Genomic DNA, 16,703 nt, shown 5'->3' on the forward strand with positions numbered 1-16,703 from the left:
TTACTCGCCACGCACGTCAGGGCGGGGACCGGTCTCGGACACTGACCGGGAGCTACGTCTCGGGCATCTACACCCGACCTCCAATCGACGTACTCACTCCACACGTGCGACCTCGTGTCGCACCTCACCTCGGCATGAGTGGATGGGGCGCCGGCCTGTTGAGCGGAGGTGTCGGTGCTGACGCCTTCGGGTCCCCCGAAGAGTTCAACGAGCAGGAAGGCCTGGTCAGGTGGTTGACCCTGGGATTCGAGTCTCAGCTCCCGGGTGACACGGCGCGACCACCACTCCCACAGCCTGATGTCGATACAGCAGAACCGTCTTGAGCGGTGTCGGTCGGAGGACGAGGTTTTCAGGTTGGCCAGCGAGACTTTTGGTCTTCAGCAGGCAATCCAGCGTCTGTTCGAGCCGGCTGACCACACGGCCGACGCGCTGCTATGGCCCCAGCTAAGAAAGCATCTGCGGCAAGGGGTCCGTGCAGGCTCAGGTGCGGGCGCCGAGGATTCGAGCGCGAAACACCCCCACGCCGGACGGCAGGCCGCTGCGACCGAGCGCGATGATGGGGCCACCGGTCGACGGTGGACGGCCAGACCGGCCCGGCTCACCCGCTTGCCCCGCCTGCCTCCGCCAGCGCACCGCGTTCAGCGGACTGGCAGCGCCTTCGTGCCACCGCCCTTGATCGAGTGGGCCACCTTCGGACCCCCCGACCAGTAGAAACAGCGGATCCCCCGGTCACCGCGCGCCCACGCCTCCGCGGCCGGCACCAGGTACGAGGTGCCCGTCCGGTAGCGCAGCACGCCGTCGACCGGGACCTTCGCGTACCGGGCCACGAGGGCCCGGCACTTCGCGTGCACGCCGTCCTCGTCGCGGCCCGCGTCCGCGTACGAGGTGTCGGGCGCCGTCCACGAGCCGACGTACTCGAACGTGTGCGGCCGGGCGCAGCCGGTCTGCTCGAAGGCGCCGTACCGGTCCTCGTTCAAGCACCCGAAGGCCAGCGGCGACGGGCCCCTCAGCGCGTCCCGCAGGCTGCCGGTGTGCTGCACCGGGTGGTCGTCCGGATGCCGTTGCGCCGAGCCGCCGTCGGCCGTGTCCAGCTCAAAAATGTCGCACCGGAACCAGCGACTGCCACCCTGCCACCCGCCCGGAGACGGGGGCGCGACCTGCACCGTCAAGCGAGCGCCCCGCCAGTCGCCACCGACAAACGCGGTCGCCTTCGCGTCGCATTCGGCAAACGCCGGTCGCAGCACCGCCGAACCCACCGGCGGCGGGGTTTCCCGTTCGGCTACCGCGCCGGTGAACGTGCCCAGGTAGAAGGTCTCCAGCAGGTGCTGCCGCGTGCAGTCGACCGGCTGGTAGCTGGTCAGGTAACTCGACGCGCCGGCGATCACGTGGCAGTCGCCCACCTTCGGGGTGAACTGCACGGCCGCCGCGGCGGGCCGCCAGTCGTCGGTCAGGTCGCCGTCCAACCCGGCCGGCGCCCCGCACCCCGCCATCGCCGTCACCGTCCCGGCCAGGGCGGCCACCGCCACCCGTACCCGCCACCGTCGCATGTCACCCTCCCCGTCGTGCCGGCGCAGCATATGCCACCCGGAGGCATCGCCAGGGTCCCCGTCCGTCGTGCGACATCCGGCGGAGGCCAGGCGCTGAGAGGGCGCGGGCGGCCCGTGACGACCCCGACGGCGAACGGCTCAGGGGGCGGTCCCGGTCTTTCGTCACACCGCATGCTGACCACTCCCGCCCCGCGCAAGACGCTGCAGCCACTTACCTGGCTGCTCCCCACGTGCTTCCCGATCCCCGGCGGGGCGGCCGTGGCGTCCCCGGCACCTAACGCTCTACTTCGCCGCGTTTTCCAAGGTGCAGCACGAGCGTCTTGTCCCTCAGCGTGACCGATGGCGACTGCTGCTGCCAGCACGTGCCGTTCCTTGAGGTGGCTGGTCACCTGGTACACGAGGTCCGGATAGCCAGCGACCTGCGCCTCCGGGAGGAACGTACGCATCGCCCTGATCCGCCGATCCTCCCCCGTCGCGCTGACCGATTGCGGCAAGTTGTGCCGGACCTCTTCCAGGATCTCGGCGGACCACAGCGGCTGGTAGTCCTGGTCTTCCGCGCCGGGCTACGCCGCGAAGCCCGAGCACAGGTGAACCGTCACTTTGCGGGTGTGGTGCCTAGCGGCTACCCGCTGACTCCGGCAGCGACACGTCGGCCTGGCGGAGCGACGGTGTACCAGTCCCTTCCTCGGCATCGCTGCTGGAGGCTCGGGCCTCGGCCAGCACTTCTGCGGGGACGTGCCGCTCGAGGAATCGTCGAGCCAGCCGAGTCGACGGATGGATGGCGATCGTGGCCACCAGGATGATGCCGGCGATCACCAGCCAGCCGGCAGCGCCCCAGTTCAACGCGAGGAACGTGTACACCGCCGGCGCCCAAACCTTGCCCAGTGTGCCGCTCAGCTCGGCCGCGCCCTGGTAGGCGCCGCGCTGGCGCGGGTCCATCAGCTCGGCTTCGAAGGACCAGCTCGCCGCCGAGAGGTAGAGCTCAGCGCCCGTCACAGTGACGTGGCCCACCCAGACCAGAAAGATCGTCACCCAGCCGACGGTGTCGTGCGTCGCGAGCGTGATCAGGCAGGAGAGGACGAAGAAGGTTGAGGACAGCCGAATCGCCTTGAGCGCGGTCGGCAAGTCCCTGACGCCGCGGGAGGTGGCCATCGGCAGGAAAATGCACATCACCGTGTTCGTGGCGAACAGGAAAGCCAGCACCACCCGCGGAGCGTCGGTCTGCTCGACCAGCCAGAGCGGAATGACGACGTTCAGCAACACCTGGTTCGTCCAGAACACCCCACCGAAGAACGTGGTGAGCAGCCAACCGGGGTTACGCAGCGGACCCGGCCCGGGTATGCGCACCTTGCGGTCCTCTGGGCTGCGTTCATCGTGCGAAGCGCGCGGCAGCCGCGTGACCGCGGCCGCGTTGACCAGGAAGACCGCGGCGGTGAACCAGGGCAGTGCGTGCAGCACTTCGTTGGAGTGGAATGCGAGCGCGATTCCACCCATGACGGAGCCGAGGGTGAAGCCGAGGTTGAGCGCGGAGTACATGTAGGCGCGTGACTTCACCCGCTCGTCTGGTGGCAGCACATCGATCGTGTATGCCCCGAACGCGGCGCCGCCGAGCGCACCGATCACCTCCATGCAGACGGCCATGGTGACGTAGCCCTCGAAATCAGTGATGAACGGCCAGACGGCGAACATCGCCGCCTGCCCGGCGGCGCTGACCGCCCACATCTTCTTCGGCCCGTAGCGGTCGACCAGCTTGCCCATTGGTACGGCGGCAAGGAAGGCGGCGATGCCGGCGAACGTCAGGCCGAGACCGACCTCAGCAGCGGACAGCCCGACGATCTTGGTGAAGAACACCGCGGATCCGGTCATGAACGTGCCTTGGCCGAGCGCGAAGAGCAGCGACTGCAGGGAGAGGCGGCCAGCCAGCGGCGACGGTGGGCGGGCACGGCTAAGGAGGGCTGAGAGCGTCACCTCGGGATTCTCTGGGGGCGGTACGACAGTTGTCGCGCCATTTACATGCCCCGACGAGCGGTCCGCTTCCGCAACGAAGCGATTCGAGAAACCGAAGGAGGCCATCAGACTTGCAAACCATCGATCTGGTCCCGGCGCCTCACGTGGTGCTCCTCTGGCGCGATGATCACCACAAGCTCGTGGGGCTCGAACCCAAAGTCGCCCTGGTAGCGCCACGCACGCTCCCACCGGGCTCAACTGAGCGGCCCAGTCCGGCGTCGATCCGCAAGCCAGTGGAAGGCCGTGCCGGGGCCAGCTAGTGCCGCATCAGGGAACGTTTGCCCCGTGACGACGCGCCGTGCGGGTGCTGGTCCGGATGGTGCGGTGTGGCCAGGCTGTCGGGGTGGCAGAACGAGAACGGGAGCGGGAGATCGATGACGACGAGGGGCAGCGGCTGCGGCGGATCATTCGTAGAGGTACTGGTTCGGTGGTGACCTGGCGGCGAGCGCAGATGGTGCTGCTGTCCGCGCAGGGCATGTCGGTGGGGAAGATCGCCGAGGTGACGTTCACCAGCGCGGATCGGGTCCGGGACGTGATCCACAACTTCAACGACGACGGCTTCGAGTCGCTCTACCCCAAGTACAAGGCGGCCGGCCGAGAACGTTCACCCTGCCTGAGCGGCATGAGATCAAGAAGATCACCAAGTCCAAGCCGGCCGAACACGGGCTGCCGTTCTCGACCTGGAGCCTGGCGAATCTGGCCGACTTCCTGGTCGCTGAGGGGGTGGTCGACGACATCAGCCACGAGGGCCTGCGGGTCCTGCTCCGCGAGGAGGGCGTGTCATTTCAACGGGTGAAGACCTGGAAGACCTCCCGCGACCCGGACTACGCCACCAAGAAGGCCCGGGTCGAGCACCTCTACGCGATCGCTGACGGCGAGGTCATACCCGAGGACGGCGAGCCCGAGGTCGTGTTCTGCCTGGACGAGTTCGGCCCGTTGAATCTTCAACCTCATCCCGGGCGGCGGTGGGCCGAGCGCGGTGGACGACACAAGGACCCCGACCGTGAGCCCAGGCCCCGCGCCGGCGGGCGACCTACACCCGACCGCACGGGATGTGGCCATAGAGCTGGTCCTTGCCCAGGATCGTGCTCGACAACTACTCCCCACACCTGAGCACGAAGAAAGACACCCTCGTCGGCCACTGGGCCGCGGCCAACAACGTCGAGTTCGCCTCCACACCCACCAACAGCTCCTGGCTCAACCGCATCGAGGCCCAATTCACCGCCCTGCGCGACTTCACCCTCGATGGCACCGACCACGCCAGCCACCGGCAGCAGGGCAGCATGATCCGCCGCTACATCATCTGGCGGCCGCCTCTCGTCGAGCTGAGTCCACCAGAGCTCGCCGCGCTTCACCTGCCCTCCTTGTCCGGCCCCTCGCCGTCCATCGGTACACCGGCTCAACGCCGACGCGCGAACGCGCACCCACCTCCTCGCCCGGACCCGGCCGACCGCGGCTCGGCCCTGCCGTTCCTCGGCCACGTCGCACCCGGCCCACCACCCACCACGCCGTTCCGATCGGCCTACCGTGGTACGGCACGGAACCACGCCTCCCGGTCGCCCGGGTCGGGTCCGCGCCGGTGCAGCGTCGGCGGGTCCTCACCGGTGTGGGGAGCGTAGTGGTCGAAGGTGGTGGTCAGGACAGCCTCACCACCGGTGAGGTCGGGAAGAGCGGCGACGATCTGCGGCACCCGGGAGGAGGGCACGGTGCCGCTCACCTCGAGGTACCCGCCGGCGAGGGCGGTGTCCTCCACCACCCCGCCCCACCGTCCGAGCAACGCCAGCACCGCCTCCACCGTCTGCTGCGGCAGGTTGACCTCGAACCGTTCGATCGGTTGGCACAGCCGGGTGCCGGCCTGCCGTAGCGCGGCCGCGACCACGACCGGGGCGAGATTGCGGAAGTCCGCCGCCACGGACGAGATGGACTTGTCGAATTTCTGGTGCGGCCTGCTCTGCCGAGGCCAGTACCGCGACGCCGTCATGGTCACCACACAGTCGGTGACCGGCCAGCCGTGCCGGCCCTGCCGCAGCGCGGCCCGCACGCCCTCCTCGGTGGCCGCGACGAACGCCGGCGGCAGCCGACCCGGTTCGACACCCGGGCGGAACTCGATACCGTGCCCGACCGGGGCCGGCTCGACCCGCAACCCCAGGCCGGCCAGATACGGGTTACCACGCTCCTGCGCCCGCTCCTCCGCGGCTCCCGTGCCGGCGACCCGTTCGATGCAGGCCGTCAACGTCCCGGAGAACCGCACCCGAACGCCGTAGCGGTCCTGCAGGAGAGCAGCGAGCACCTCCTTCTGGACCTCGCCGTGCAGGCGGATCACCGCCTCCCCCTGCTGCTCGTCCAGGCGCAGGTCCACCAGGGGGTCCTCGTCGGCCAGCTCGGCCAGGCCGGCGAACATCGCCAGCCGCTGGCCCGGTTCGACGGGCTCGACGATCGCCTGGCTGGTCGGCGGCGGGAACCGGTAGCCCTGCCGACGCGGCGGGTCCCCGATGTGCTGACCGATGCGGGCCGACACACCGCGCACCGCGGCGATCTGCCCCGCGGACACCTGCGGGCGCACCACAACACCGGCGGGCTCGCAGACGGCGATCTGGGTCACCGCCTGAGGGCGCCCTCCGGCGACCTCCACCCGGTCCCGGACGCGCAGGTGCCCGGACCACACGCGCAGCCAGGCCCGCCGGCCGTGCCCGTCCCGATCGACGGCGAACACCGTACCCGCCAGCGGACCGTCCCGCTCCTCCCCCGGCGGCAGCAGGTCGGCGAGGAGACGGCACAGCTGCCGCACCCCCGCTCCGGTGATCGCCGAGCCACACGCCACCGGCGTCAACTCGACGCGGCGTACCGCATGCCGGATCGCACGCCGGACATCCCGGCCACGCACCGACTCATCGGTCAGCCACCGCGCCGCCACCGCGTCGTCGACCTCCGCCACCGCCTCCACCACCGGCTCGGCGTCAAGGCCCACGGCCCGCACCCGGGCGTCACGCCCGCCCTGGCCGGCCACCCTGGTGAGCATGACCGGACGCGCCCCGAGCCGCTGCCGTACCTGGGCCAGCACCCGGTCGACATCGGCACCGCGACGGTCCACCTTGTTGAGGAAGACCACCGTCGGCGCGCCGATGCGGCGCAGCGCACGCCAGATGGCGACCGTCTGCGGCTGGACGCCCTCCACGCTCGACACCACGAGCACGGCCGCGTCCAGCACGGCCAGCGACCGCTCGACCTCGGCGATGAAGTCAGGGTGCCCGGGGGTGTCGAGCAGGTTGATGCTCAGGTCACCGATCGCGATGGAGGTGACAGCCGCCCGGATGGTGATGCCGCGCCGGCGCTCGAGTTCCATCGAGTCCGTACGCGTCGTGCCGGCGTCAACGCTTCCCAGCTCGGACACGGCGCCCGCCTCGTAGAGCAGGCGTTCGGTCAGGCTGGTCTTTCCCGCATCAACATGGGCGACGATTCCGAGGTTCAACAAGGCCAACGCGGCACTCCACGGTAGGACGGTCAAGGGTCCGAAGCGTGGAAGCTGCTCGCATTGTCACTCCTCGTCATCGTGGTGGCCGGGCGCCTCACCGCGCGAACCGAGCGGCGGCAAGCTCCAGGCTTCCATGGCCGCTGGGACCGCCGCCACCGAATTCGGCGCCGACAGTGGCGCGGCTGCACTGATCGTGAACCCTGTGAATACACGGCTAGCCAGTGAGCCGGTGCCGACAGGGTGACGGCGGCAGCGCCTCAAGCCGGGCCGCCCTGCCCGGCGAGGCAGCGGGAACAGTGCGCTGATATGGCGCGGCCAGTGGGGCCGCATCCTCGACGACAAGGCCGCCAGCCCGCGGTGCCGACGGTGAGCCGACCGATGTCGACGCCCCGCGCCGGTCCCGACGCCTGACCGTGCGACCACCCGGCCCTCGTCGGCCACCCCCTGCGCAACAGGCTCGCGGGCGGTGTCCGACGACGGCCGGGTGCCCGCACCGCTAGGTCGGGGGGACGACGGTGACGGGCGGAGGGTGCGCCCCTGACGTTCGGCCTGTTCCGGTGTCGGATCACGGTCTCAGTGATTCTCGGTCACCACCCCACGCCGAAGGGTGATCCCCGGCGACGTCAACGGTCGCCGAACCGCTCACCGCAGAAAAGGGGCTGACATGCACCGAAGAGTCCGGCGTCGATGGCTTCCGGCAACGGTGGCCGCCATCGTGGTGCTCGCCGTGGGGGTGGCGGCCCGGCCGTCACCGGCGCTCGCCGCCAACGGCGACCTGGTCCAGCAGACCAACTTCGCCCAGTCGTGCTCCAGTGGCATCGGCGTCGGCATCGCGTTCGACGGCAAGAACCTCTGGTACAGCTGCTACCGGTCGAGTCCCGACCTGGTCAAGGCGGATCCGATCACCGGCGCGGTGCTCGCCTCGTACACCGTCGCGGGCGGCCTGGGCGCGCTGGCCTGGGACGGCAACCGCAAGAAGATCTGGGCCGGCTGGGGCGGCGCAGGCACCGACGGCGACGTGCGGCTGGTCGACCCGGCGACCGGCACCGGCACGGTGGTCTTCAACGCGCCGGACGCCGGCGCCGTCGACGAGATCGACGACGGGCTGGCCTACGACGCGCAGGACGACAGCCTTCTCATCAGCCCCGACACGTCCACGACCATCTACCACTACTCCGCGGCCGGCGCCGGCCTGGGCAGCTTCGCCTGGTCCGGCAGCGGTTGCTACAACAGCGGGCTCGCCATCGGCGGCCAGCTGCTGTTCCAGGGCTCCGACGGCTGCAACCATGTCTGGGTGGTGAACCGCAGCACCCACGCGCCCGCCTTCGACTTCGCGACCGGGGCCGGCGGCGTACGCGACGAGGACCTGGAATGCGACAGCGTCACGTTCTCGCCGAAGACGGTGATGTGGTCGGTGGAGGCCTACGAGCCGCGCCGGGCGATCGCCTTCGAGATCCCGCCCGGCTCCTGCGCCACCGGCGGCGGGGTCGACAGCGACGGTGACGGCCTGCTCGACGAGTGGGAGACGGGCGGGGTCACCATCGACCCCGACGGCGCCGGCCCGATCGCGCCGCAGTTCACCGACCTGCCGGCAATGGGGGCGGACAAGAACAAGCCGGACATCTTCGTGCAGATCGACTGGATGGCCGACGCCACGCACAACCAGAAGCTGAGCGCCGCCGCGCTGAAGCGGGTCGTCGACGCGTTCGCCGCGTCGCCGTACGTCAGCCCGACCGGGTCGGTGGGCATCAACCTGCACATCGACGAGGGCTCGTCGAGCATCATGAACTACGCGACAAACACGACCTGGGGGTCGCGGAGCAAGGCCAACCAGCTCGCGTACGTCGCCAACCTGGGCACCTCCGGCGCGGGCGGCTACGACTGGAGCGCGTTCCAGGCGCTCAAGGATGCCAACTTCACGCCGACCGGGCGTACGCCGATCTTCCACTACGTGATCGCGGCCCACAACTACGACTCGACCACCTCGTCGGGCATCTCCCGAGGCATCGGCGCCTCCGACCTGATCGTGAGCCTCGGCTCGTTCACCGGCGGAACCGGCAGCGACAGTGAGCAGGCCGGCACCCTGATGCACGAGTTGGGGCACAACCTCTCGCTGCGCCACGGCGGTGGGGACGACACCAACTACAAGCCGAACTACCTCAGCATCATGAGCTACGGCTTCCAGATGAGCGGCGTCATCAAGGGCGGGGCCGCCGGCACGCTCGACTACTCCCGCTCCGCGCTGGGCAGCCTCAACGAGAACAGCCTGAGCGAGCCGGCGGGGATCGGCGCGGCAGGCTACGGCACCCGGCACTGGTGCCCCACGCCCGCACCGGGGGCGTACGTCGCGGTCAACAACGCCGGCGGCGCCATCGACTGGAACTGCAACGGCAACTCCACCGAGACCGGCGTGGTGTTCGACGTCAACCACGACGGCGCCAACGGCACGCTCAACGGCTTCAACGACTGGTCGAACCTGAAGCTGAAGGGCGGCGCCATCGGTCTCGCGGGCGTCACCCCCGACCTGCCCATGACCACCGAGAACAACGAGACCATGACGCCGGAGGAGGAGCAGAAGAGCCCGCCGGCGTCGCGGTACGCCTTCACCGGCTTCTTCTCCCCCGTCGACAGCCCGCCCACCCTGAACGTGGCGAAGGCGGGCAGCGCCATCCCGGTCAAGTTCAGTCTCGGCGGCGACCAGGGCCTCGACGTCTTCGCCGCCGGCTCACCCGCATCCCAGCAGGTGACCTGTGACTCCGGCGCCCCCGTCGACGACATCGAGCAGACCGCCGGCCCGGGGGATGCCACACTCTCCTACGACCCGGTCACCGACCGGTACACCTACGTGTGGAAGACGGCGAAGTCGTGGGCGGGAACGTGCCGCCAGCTGACCGTGACGTTCAACGACGGCACCCAGCGCTCCGCCGGTTTCAGGTTCAAGTAGACCGACCCGTCCTCGGCAGGGGTCCCGTGGGGCCCCTGCCGAGGACACCGGAGAGGCAGCCGACCATGATCCGCGCACCGCTCCTGGCCGCCGCCGTGGTTCTCACCGCGGCGGCGTGCGCGTCGACCGGCACGCCACCGGACACCGGCCCGGAATCGCCCTCGCCGCCGTCGCCCTCCTCGGGCCCGGCGGGGATCACGTCGCAGGAGGCGGCCCGGATCGCGCCCGTCGCGCCGGCCCTGCTGACAGCCTTCCCCGACACCGGGACCGTGCGCCTGACCTGGTCGTCCACGGGTGAGGACCTGGCGTACTACCAGTGTCTGCGACGCAGCCCGGACGGTCGGTGGGCGCCGATCGGGCAGACGCCACCGACCCGTCGCAGCTGCGTCGACCGCAACCCGGGCAGCGGCAGCCGCGTGTACGGCGTACGAGCCGTGAGCACGTCCGGCCTCGCCAGCGCGATCACCGAGAGCCGGCCCGTCACGACCGGCTGACCCGACGACGGCGACGCCGGCGCCGTGTCCGGGCCCGCCGTTCACCCGTCGCCGCTCCGCTCACCGGCTCGTCGCCGACGTCCTGCCCGTGGACGCGCCCGGAGCCGTCACCGGCGGTGGTCGGTCCCCCGTCAGGCCGCCGCGGCACCGGCCAGGACGCGGCGCGGGTTGTCCACGAGCATCGTCTCGATCTGCGCCTCGGGCACGCCGCGTTCGCGGACGTACAGCAGCACTTCGGCGCCGATGTGCAGGTAGTGCCACTGCGCCAGGAACGGCATGACCGCCGGATCGATCCAGTCGATGTAGCAGGAGTCGTCCTGGGACAGCACCATCCTCTCGGCGTAGCCTCGCCGGCACATCTCCACCAGGGTGTCCGCCCGGGCCTCGAAGTCGTCGGCGTAGCCGAGCACGGGAATGAAGTCCGGGATCAGGTCGAACGGGACGGCCAGATAAGCGAGCAGCAGACCGAGCCGGATCCGTACGCCACGGGGCAGGGTGTTGTCAGCGGCGAGGCGGCGCAACAGCCGCAGCAGGTCGGGCAGCAGCCGCAGCGCCTCCTTGATCTGCGCCGTGCCAGGTTTCGCCACGAGCAGGGCGATCAGCAGCGCGATCCAGGTGAACAGGAGCGCGACGCCGACGCCGATCAGGGCTCGCCACCACCAGTCCATGCCGGTCACGGTGACCTCTTCGATATTCTCTGGGAGGTCACACCAGGCCGCTCGCCCGCATCACCGCAGGTCAAAGCCCTCGTCCCTATCCCGCGTCGGTGAGCACTTCGAACGCGGTGACCACTTCGCCAACCTGCCCCCAATCTGCTCCCAAGTGCAAGGCCAGGCCATCCAGCAGCTCGTTACCGCCGTGACCTGCGCGTACTCCCCTGCCAGGCAACATAGAGCACCCTCGACTGCTGCGAAAATAGCTGAGCACTCCGGTGTGAAGCAGGACGCTGCACCGACTCTGCCCTGCGAAAACGAGAACCAGCAGGTCGTGTTGGGTGCAGGATGGTGCCGTTCGGTGCCGTTGGAGGCTGTCCAACGCCGTTCGGTGCGTCCAGTTGCTCCCAATCCGCTCCCCTAATCTCGGCTATAAGACCAGCAACGGCTGAGCGGCTGACAGGGACCGTACTCATCGCCAAGCTGCGGCCTCGCCGAACGGGAGAACGCCTCACGCTTGTCGTGATAGCGCTGGGCGACCAAGTCCGGATCAACTCCGGCAGAGCGTGCCTCCTCGCGCTGTGCGGCCAGGTAGATCTGACTCTGCTGGACCTGGGCTTCCAGTTCGGCGTCTCGAATCAGAGTTTCGGCGGCGGCGTTCTGCTGCCAGCGCTGGTAGAGGAATAGCGTGGTCGCGCCGGTGGCGCTGGCGCCGACGAGGTAGAGGAGCGCCTTGGACATGATGGAGCCTCTCAGTTGGCGGTAGAGGAGTAGAGGATCGTGTGTTGCGTAAGCTTGGCACGGCACCAGTGGGCAGCGCAAGATGATCCTGTATTCTTGTCTCGTGCGTGATGACGAAAACGCTGACTATGAGGGCCCGTTGCAGGTTTCGGCAGGCACTCCTGGCAACCGCCGCTTCGGCGCTTTGCTGAAGTCTATGCGTGAACGCAGCGGCCTCAGCCCGCAAGAACTCGCCACCCGGGCAGACGTGCACGTGTCGTTCGTCCGCGGGATCGAGCGTGGCGCCCAGGCGCCGTCGGTTGCGACGGCTCGCCCGCTGCTCGCCTGCTTGACGGAGCAGCATCGAATCCAGTGGAGGGACAGCGGTCCTTACGACCTGCTGATCTATGACTCCGAGGCCGAGCGTGACGTCGCCTTCGATTTCAAGGCAAAGATGAAAGGCCAGAACCGGCGAACCGATGTCGACCGGGAGGCAGCCTTTGAGGCAGCCGCAGTGGAGGCCATTGGAAGGTGGTCGCCAAGCGATCGGGCGGCCTTCATCGACGCCATCTCGCCGGGCCTCAAGGCGGTTGAGCTGATGAGCGCAGCTTTCTCGGCCAACGCGGGCGAGGCGCTGCGACGGGTCGCGGTCGCGCTGCCGCAGGTTGCCGCGACCGGCGAGCCGCGTGCGGATGCCGGCGAGCATGAAGGCGATGAGCAACCCCGGTCGTCCGCACCTGCTGACGACACCAGGTTCGGCAGGGTAGTACGTCTTCTCGCTTCAGCTGACGACGAGCTGCTGGGGCGGGTCGAGAGCATGCTGCGCGACGAGCTCGGGAATCAGGGCACTTACTGGGCGTTTTGATCGCTCCCGCTACGTATTGCTGTTTTCGTGGGCCTGGTCGGCGAGGCGTCGGCAGCGTCGAATGATCACCGCTGGGGCCGGTTCCGCCTGATTGATGCCGATGGAGATGCCTGCTTTGATCCGTGGATCCTGTCTGGTTCAGAAATTCGGGAATCGTCGGACCCAGCGCGATCCACACCCCAGTCCACAGTAAACAGGCTGCATGACGGAGCGACCCGCTTACCCTTCCGACCTGTCCGACGCCCGCTGGGCGCTGATCGCGCCCCGGCTGATTGGCGCCAGTCCCGCACCGACGCCGGCGTCGGCGGGCGGACCGCCACCCATGACCTGCGGGAGATCTTCAACGCGATCCTCTACGTCAACCGCACCGGCATCGCCTGGCGCTACCTGCCCCACGACTTCCCGCCCTGGCAGACCGTCTACGGCTACTTCACCGCCTGGACCACCGACGACATCTTCACCCAGCTCAACTACCAGCTCACCGGCCTGGCTCGCGCGAAGGCCGGGCGCGGGCCACAGCCGTCGGCTGCCGTGATCGACACCCAGAGCGTGAAGAGCTCCACCAACGCACCGATCGCCACGCAGGGTATCGACGCCGGCAAGAAGATCGTCGGACGCAAACACGGCATCGTCACCGACACCCTCGGTCTGCTCCTCGCGGTCGTCGTCACCGCCGCCAGCGCCAGCGACAACACCATCGGCATCAACCTTCTCGACCAGGCCAAAACCACCTACCCGACCCTGGCCAAGACCTGGGTCGACGCCGGCTTCAAGAACAAGGTCATCGAGCACGGCGCCATGCTCGGCATCGACGTCGAAGTCGTCGCCAAAGATCCACGCGTCAAAGGGTTCTCAGTGGTCAAACGCCGATGGGTCGTCGAACGCGCCCTCGGCTGGATCATGCTGCGCCGACGCCTGGCCCGTGACGACGAGGCCCTACCCGACAACTCCGCCAGCATGATCCAACTCGCGATGATCGACGACCTCGCCAGGCGCGTCACCCACGAAACCACCACAACCTGGCGAGACACCTGAAGACGGCATCACCCAGTAAAATACGTGAATCAGACGCCCTCTGAGGCTCGCCGGCGTGTCACGAAGCCTGGACGGCCTCAATCGGCGGCCGGTGCTCGCTTAGCTGCGGCCTATGCCAGTCAGCCTCGGTTGCACACTGCCTCGCACCGGCGCGGGTCGCTAAGCAAGTGGTCGTGCTGCTTGACATCGGCGCCTGGGAGCGCCCCCTCGATATAGGCCTTGACCCCCAGCTCTTCATCGCGAAGGCCTGTCGTCCTTGTGACTATCGCGCACTCCTCCGACAACCGATGCTCAAACTACATAGGACTGACGCCGCACCGATCCGGGAGAACAATGGCAGAGCGACGGAGGCGGGTTGTTCGCTCGTGGCTATGGGTGCTCGGCGCGGTCATCGCAGCGCTCCTACTTGCGTTCGCGCTCGTGGTGGGTCCGTGGCTGCTCACGCAGCACCCGCAGAAGGGCCTGACAGCCGAGCAGGCGCTCAAGGCGAAGAACGACGTGCGGACAACGCTGGTGCAGGCCCTTGCCGGTCTTGCTGTCGCCGGCGGCGCGGTGGTCACCTATCGCACATTTAGACAAACCCAAGTTGAGCAGGATCGCACCTATGCGCTTCGCCAGGGTGAGCAGGTTAACGGCCTCTACACCAAGGCGGTCGAGCAGCTCGGCCACGAGCAGGCCCCAGTTCGGCTTGGTGCCCTGTACTCCCTCGAGCAACTCGCCCAAGCCAACGTTGAGCACCGCCAGACGGTGGTGAACGTGCTATGCGCCTACCTGCGAATGCCGTACAGCCACCCGGAGGAGTTGCCTGCGTCGGCTACCCCTGCACAGCAGCGGGACGCGAGCCAGGAGCTGCAGGTGCGGCTAACAGCTCAACGTCTCCTTGCCGACCACCTCCGCGCACCTCAGGGCATCTCCGGCAAGGACGCGCAGGGCTTCCCAGCCTCTCCGGACGAGCCCTTCTGGCCGGGCATGGGGCTCGACCTCTCCCGAGCTGCACTCTTCGACTTTTACCTGCTATCGGCGTCCGTTGTCGTGGCCGACTTTCAGAAGACGATTTTCAGCGGCCTTGCCGGGTTCAACGAAACGACCATCAACGGCCTCGCGTGGTTTAAAGGCTCGATCTTCACTGGCGCAGCCTCCTTCTCCGATGCGACCTTCGCCAGCAGCGCTCATTTTAACGGCATGACCGTCAACGGCGCCGCGTTCTTCGATGGTGCGACCTTCACCCAGGACGTCGAATTCGACAAGGCAACCTTCAACGACGAGGCATTCTTCGGCGACGTGACTTTCGGCGGCGACGCCCGGTTCAAAGAGGTCTCCTTCGGAGACATGGTCGAATTCAACCGGGCGGCCTGCACCGGTCATGCCTGGTTTGAGGGCGCGACCTTCGCTCGGGTCCCCTCCTTCTACAAGGCGAACTTCGGGCTGTCACCGCTCAGCGGGCCACCCATACTCCACAGCCTCGATGATCTGGGGCGGGATGAGGGCGGCGAGCGTGGGGGTGTGACCCCTTGACCCCGGAGGCCGTACCGCCGTGTCTTAACACCGCGATCGGCCACCACCGCACCACCGGCGCGACCAACATCGCCCGCGCCACCCGCCAAGCCAACCGCCGCTCACACGACTTGATCACCGCCGTGACCAGCAGTTACCCGAGAACGCAATGACCCAGGTGCCGGAAGGACCTACCGTCGCTGAGTGCGACGCGAAACTGGCCCGCACCCGGGCGGGCACTCGAGGCCGGCGCTGACCCGGCCGTAGTCGCCGGCTGGATCGCCGAAACCCGGGCCGAACGCCAACGTGCTGAAACAACTCCAGCACATGCCAGTCGAAGAGAAAGCCCCGACACCCCTCCGCGCTTCAACCGGGAGCAGATCATCGCGATCGTCGAAGAACTCGGCGACCTCGTGAGCGCCCTGCGGGACGCCGAGCCGGAACACAAGCTGGAGGTCTACCGCAGCCTCGGGCTGAACCTGACCTACGACCCAGAAACACAAACGGTGCGGGCAAGTGAAGATCTTGCCACGCACCGTTGAGATTTCTGATGTCCGAGGGGGGATTCGGCCACAAATTTACGGCACCTATGCTCAGCATAGGTGCTCATGCCGTAATCCTATAGCAGCCACGCGTCGGGCATCCGTCGTGTTGACCGCAGTTTCCCGCCGCTGGCTGACCGCATTGGGCATGCAATGGGCACGGAGGGCCGGGTTACGCAGGTCCGCCCATGTCGCGGTCCCAGCCGATCGACATTTCAAAGACGTCGAGCTTGCCATCGTTCCAAGCGTCGACCTGCTGCCGGGACAGGTGCCACATGTCGGGATACATGAAGAGGCCGGCCTCGTGCCGTAGGCGATTGACGCTCACATAGCAGGACCCGGTCTCGCTGGTGTCCCCGTCGTCCGTCGACCCGTTGCGGACCAGATGGGGACCACTCACCTGTCCAGGCGGTCCGGATTATTTCCCGGATATACCAGGATGGGGCTGTGCTCGCCGAACCGACGATGCTCCTCATCCACAGTCCGCTCCTCACGCCGGCGACGTGGGACGGCCTGCGGCCGCACCTCGAAGCGGCGGGGTGGCGCATGGCGGAACCAGACCTTCGCCCCTTGGTCGACGCGCCGTCCTTCCACGCGGCGGTCTGCATGGCAGCGGCGGCCAGCGTCGCGCCCGGTGCGCCCACCGTCGTCGTCGGCCACAGCCGCGCGGGGCCTTACTTGCCCGGCATCGCCGACGCGGTCGGCAGCGACCGGCTGGACGTCGCTTTCCTGGACGCCCGCCTGCCGTACCAGGGCACCAGCTGGATTGGGTCACTGCCGCCGGAGCGGGCCACGTGGCTGCGGGAAATAGCAGTATCGGGCCGGCTGCCGACGTGGGACACGTGGTTCCCCGCCAGCTCCCTCGACAATCTCCTGCCCGACCCCCCGCCAGCGGCGCCAGGTGCTGCACGGCTCACCCGAGCTGCCGTG

12 protein-coding genes and 1 pseudogene are annotated in these 16,703 nt (G+C 68.4%); 7 read left to right on the forward strand and 6 right to left on the reverse strand.

Going from position 1 to position 16,703, the window contains the following annotated elements; genetic code table 11:
* Positions 1-638: 638 nt before the first annotated feature.
* A complete protein-coding gene (locus DKT69_RS23340; RefSeq protein WP_109803675.1) occupies positions 639-1,547 on the reverse strand; it encodes a septum formation family protein in 909 nt (302 codons plus the stop codon).
* Positions 1,548-2,162: 615 nt separating this feature from the next.
* Positions 2,163-3,515 (reverse strand): MFS transporter, encoded by a 1,353-nt coding sequence (locus DKT69_RS23345; RefSeq protein WP_109803643.1) that lies wholly within the window; start codon positions 3,513-3,515, stop codon positions 2,163-2,165.
* Positions 3,516-3,870: 355 nt separating this feature from the next.
* Here DKT69_RS23345 and DKT69_RS40045 point away from each other — a divergent pair, with 355 nt between their 5' ends.
* The gene (locus DKT69_RS40045; RefSeq protein ID WP_368666269.1) at positions 3,871-4,350 is read left to right on the forward strand and encodes a helix-turn-helix domain-containing protein; all 480 of its coding nucleotides are present in this window, start codon (positions 3,871-3,873) and stop codon (positions 4,348-4,350) included.
* 726 nt (positions 4,351-5,076) lie between these two features.
* Here the strand turns inward: DKT69_RS40045 and DKT69_RS23355 are convergent.
* Positions 5,077-7,032 carry an elongation factor G gene (locus tag DKT69_RS23355; RefSeq protein WP_109803644.1) on the reverse strand — a complete coding sequence of 652 codons (1,956 nt, stop codon included), beginning with the start codon at positions 7,030-7,032 and terminating at the stop codon, positions 5,077-5,079.
* A gap of 658 nt (positions 7,033-7,690) precedes the next feature.
* On the opposite strand from DKT69_RS23355, the gene DKT69_RS23360 reads away from it, so the two are divergent.
* Together DKT69_RS23360 and DKT69_RS23365 are read left to right on the forward strand one after the other, a co-directional pair.
* On the forward strand, positions 7,691-9,970 hold the full coding sequence (locus tag DKT69_RS23360) for a PxKF domain-containing protein (protein ID WP_236648182.1): 2,280 nt from the start codon (positions 7,691-7,693) through the stop codon (positions 9,968-9,970).
* 65 nt (positions 9,971-10,035) lie between these two features.
* Positions 10,036-10,464 (forward strand): hypothetical protein, encoded by a 429-nt coding sequence (locus DKT69_RS23365; RefSeq protein ID WP_109803646.1) that lies wholly within the window; start codon positions 10,036-10,038, stop codon positions 10,462-10,464.
* 131 nt (positions 10,465-10,595) lie between these two features.
* Here the strand turns inward: DKT69_RS23365 and DKT69_RS23370 are convergent, their stop codons facing one another.
* Both DKT69_RS23370 and DKT69_RS23375 read right to left on the reverse strand, forming a co-directional pair.
* The gene (locus DKT69_RS23370; protein WP_109803676.1) at positions 10,596-11,132 is read right to left on the reverse strand and encodes a phosphotriesterase family protein; all 537 of its coding nucleotides are present in this window, start codon (positions 11,130-11,132) and stop codon (positions 10,596-10,598) included.
* 405 nt (positions 11,133-11,537) lie between these two features.
* A complete protein-coding gene (locus DKT69_RS23375; RefSeq protein ID WP_109803647.1) occupies positions 11,538-11,858 on the reverse strand; it encodes a hypothetical protein in 321 nt (106 codons plus the stop codon).
* A 103-nt stretch (positions 11,859-11,961) separates the two neighbouring features.
* Here DKT69_RS23375 and DKT69_RS23380 point away from each other — a divergent pair, with 103 nt between their 5' ends.
* From DKT69_RS23380 to DKT69_RS40665, 4 genes and pseudogenes are all read left to right on the forward strand, one after another.
* Positions 11,962-12,702, forward strand: a complete 741-nt coding sequence (locus tag DKT69_RS23380; RefSeq protein ID WP_161557936.1) for a helix-turn-helix domain-containing protein — start codon at positions 11,962-11,964, stop codon at positions 12,700-12,702.
* Between the two features lie 202 nt (positions 12,703-12,904).
* Positions 12,905-13,737: pseudogene (locus tag DKT69_RS23385) on the forward strand (IS5 family transposase).
* 375 nt (positions 13,738-14,112) lie between these two features.
* On the forward strand, positions 14,113-15,252 hold the full coding sequence (locus tag DKT69_RS23390) for a pentapeptide repeat-containing protein (protein ID WP_161557937.1): 1,140 nt from the start codon (positions 14,113-14,115) through the stop codon (positions 15,250-15,252).
* A gap of 392 nt (positions 15,253-15,644) precedes the next feature.
* Positions 15,645-15,773 (forward strand): hypothetical protein, encoded by a 129-nt coding sequence (locus DKT69_RS40665; RefSeq protein ID WP_255420225.1) that lies wholly within the window; start codon positions 15,645-15,647, stop codon positions 15,771-15,773.
* A gap of 172 nt (positions 15,774-15,945) precedes the next feature.
* Here DKT69_RS40665 and DKT69_RS23395 read toward each other — a convergent pair whose 3' ends face one another.
* Positions 15,946-16,173 (reverse strand): hypothetical protein, encoded by a 228-nt coding sequence (locus DKT69_RS23395; protein ID WP_109803650.1) that lies wholly within the window; start codon positions 16,171-16,173, stop codon positions 15,946-15,948.
* Between the last annotated feature and the right edge of the window lie 530 nt (positions 16,174-16,703).

Source organism: Micromonospora sicca, assembly GCF_003172935.1.
Classification (GTDB): domain Bacteria; phylum Actinomycetota; class Actinomycetes; order Mycobacteriales; family Micromonosporaceae; genus Micromonospora; species Micromonospora sicca.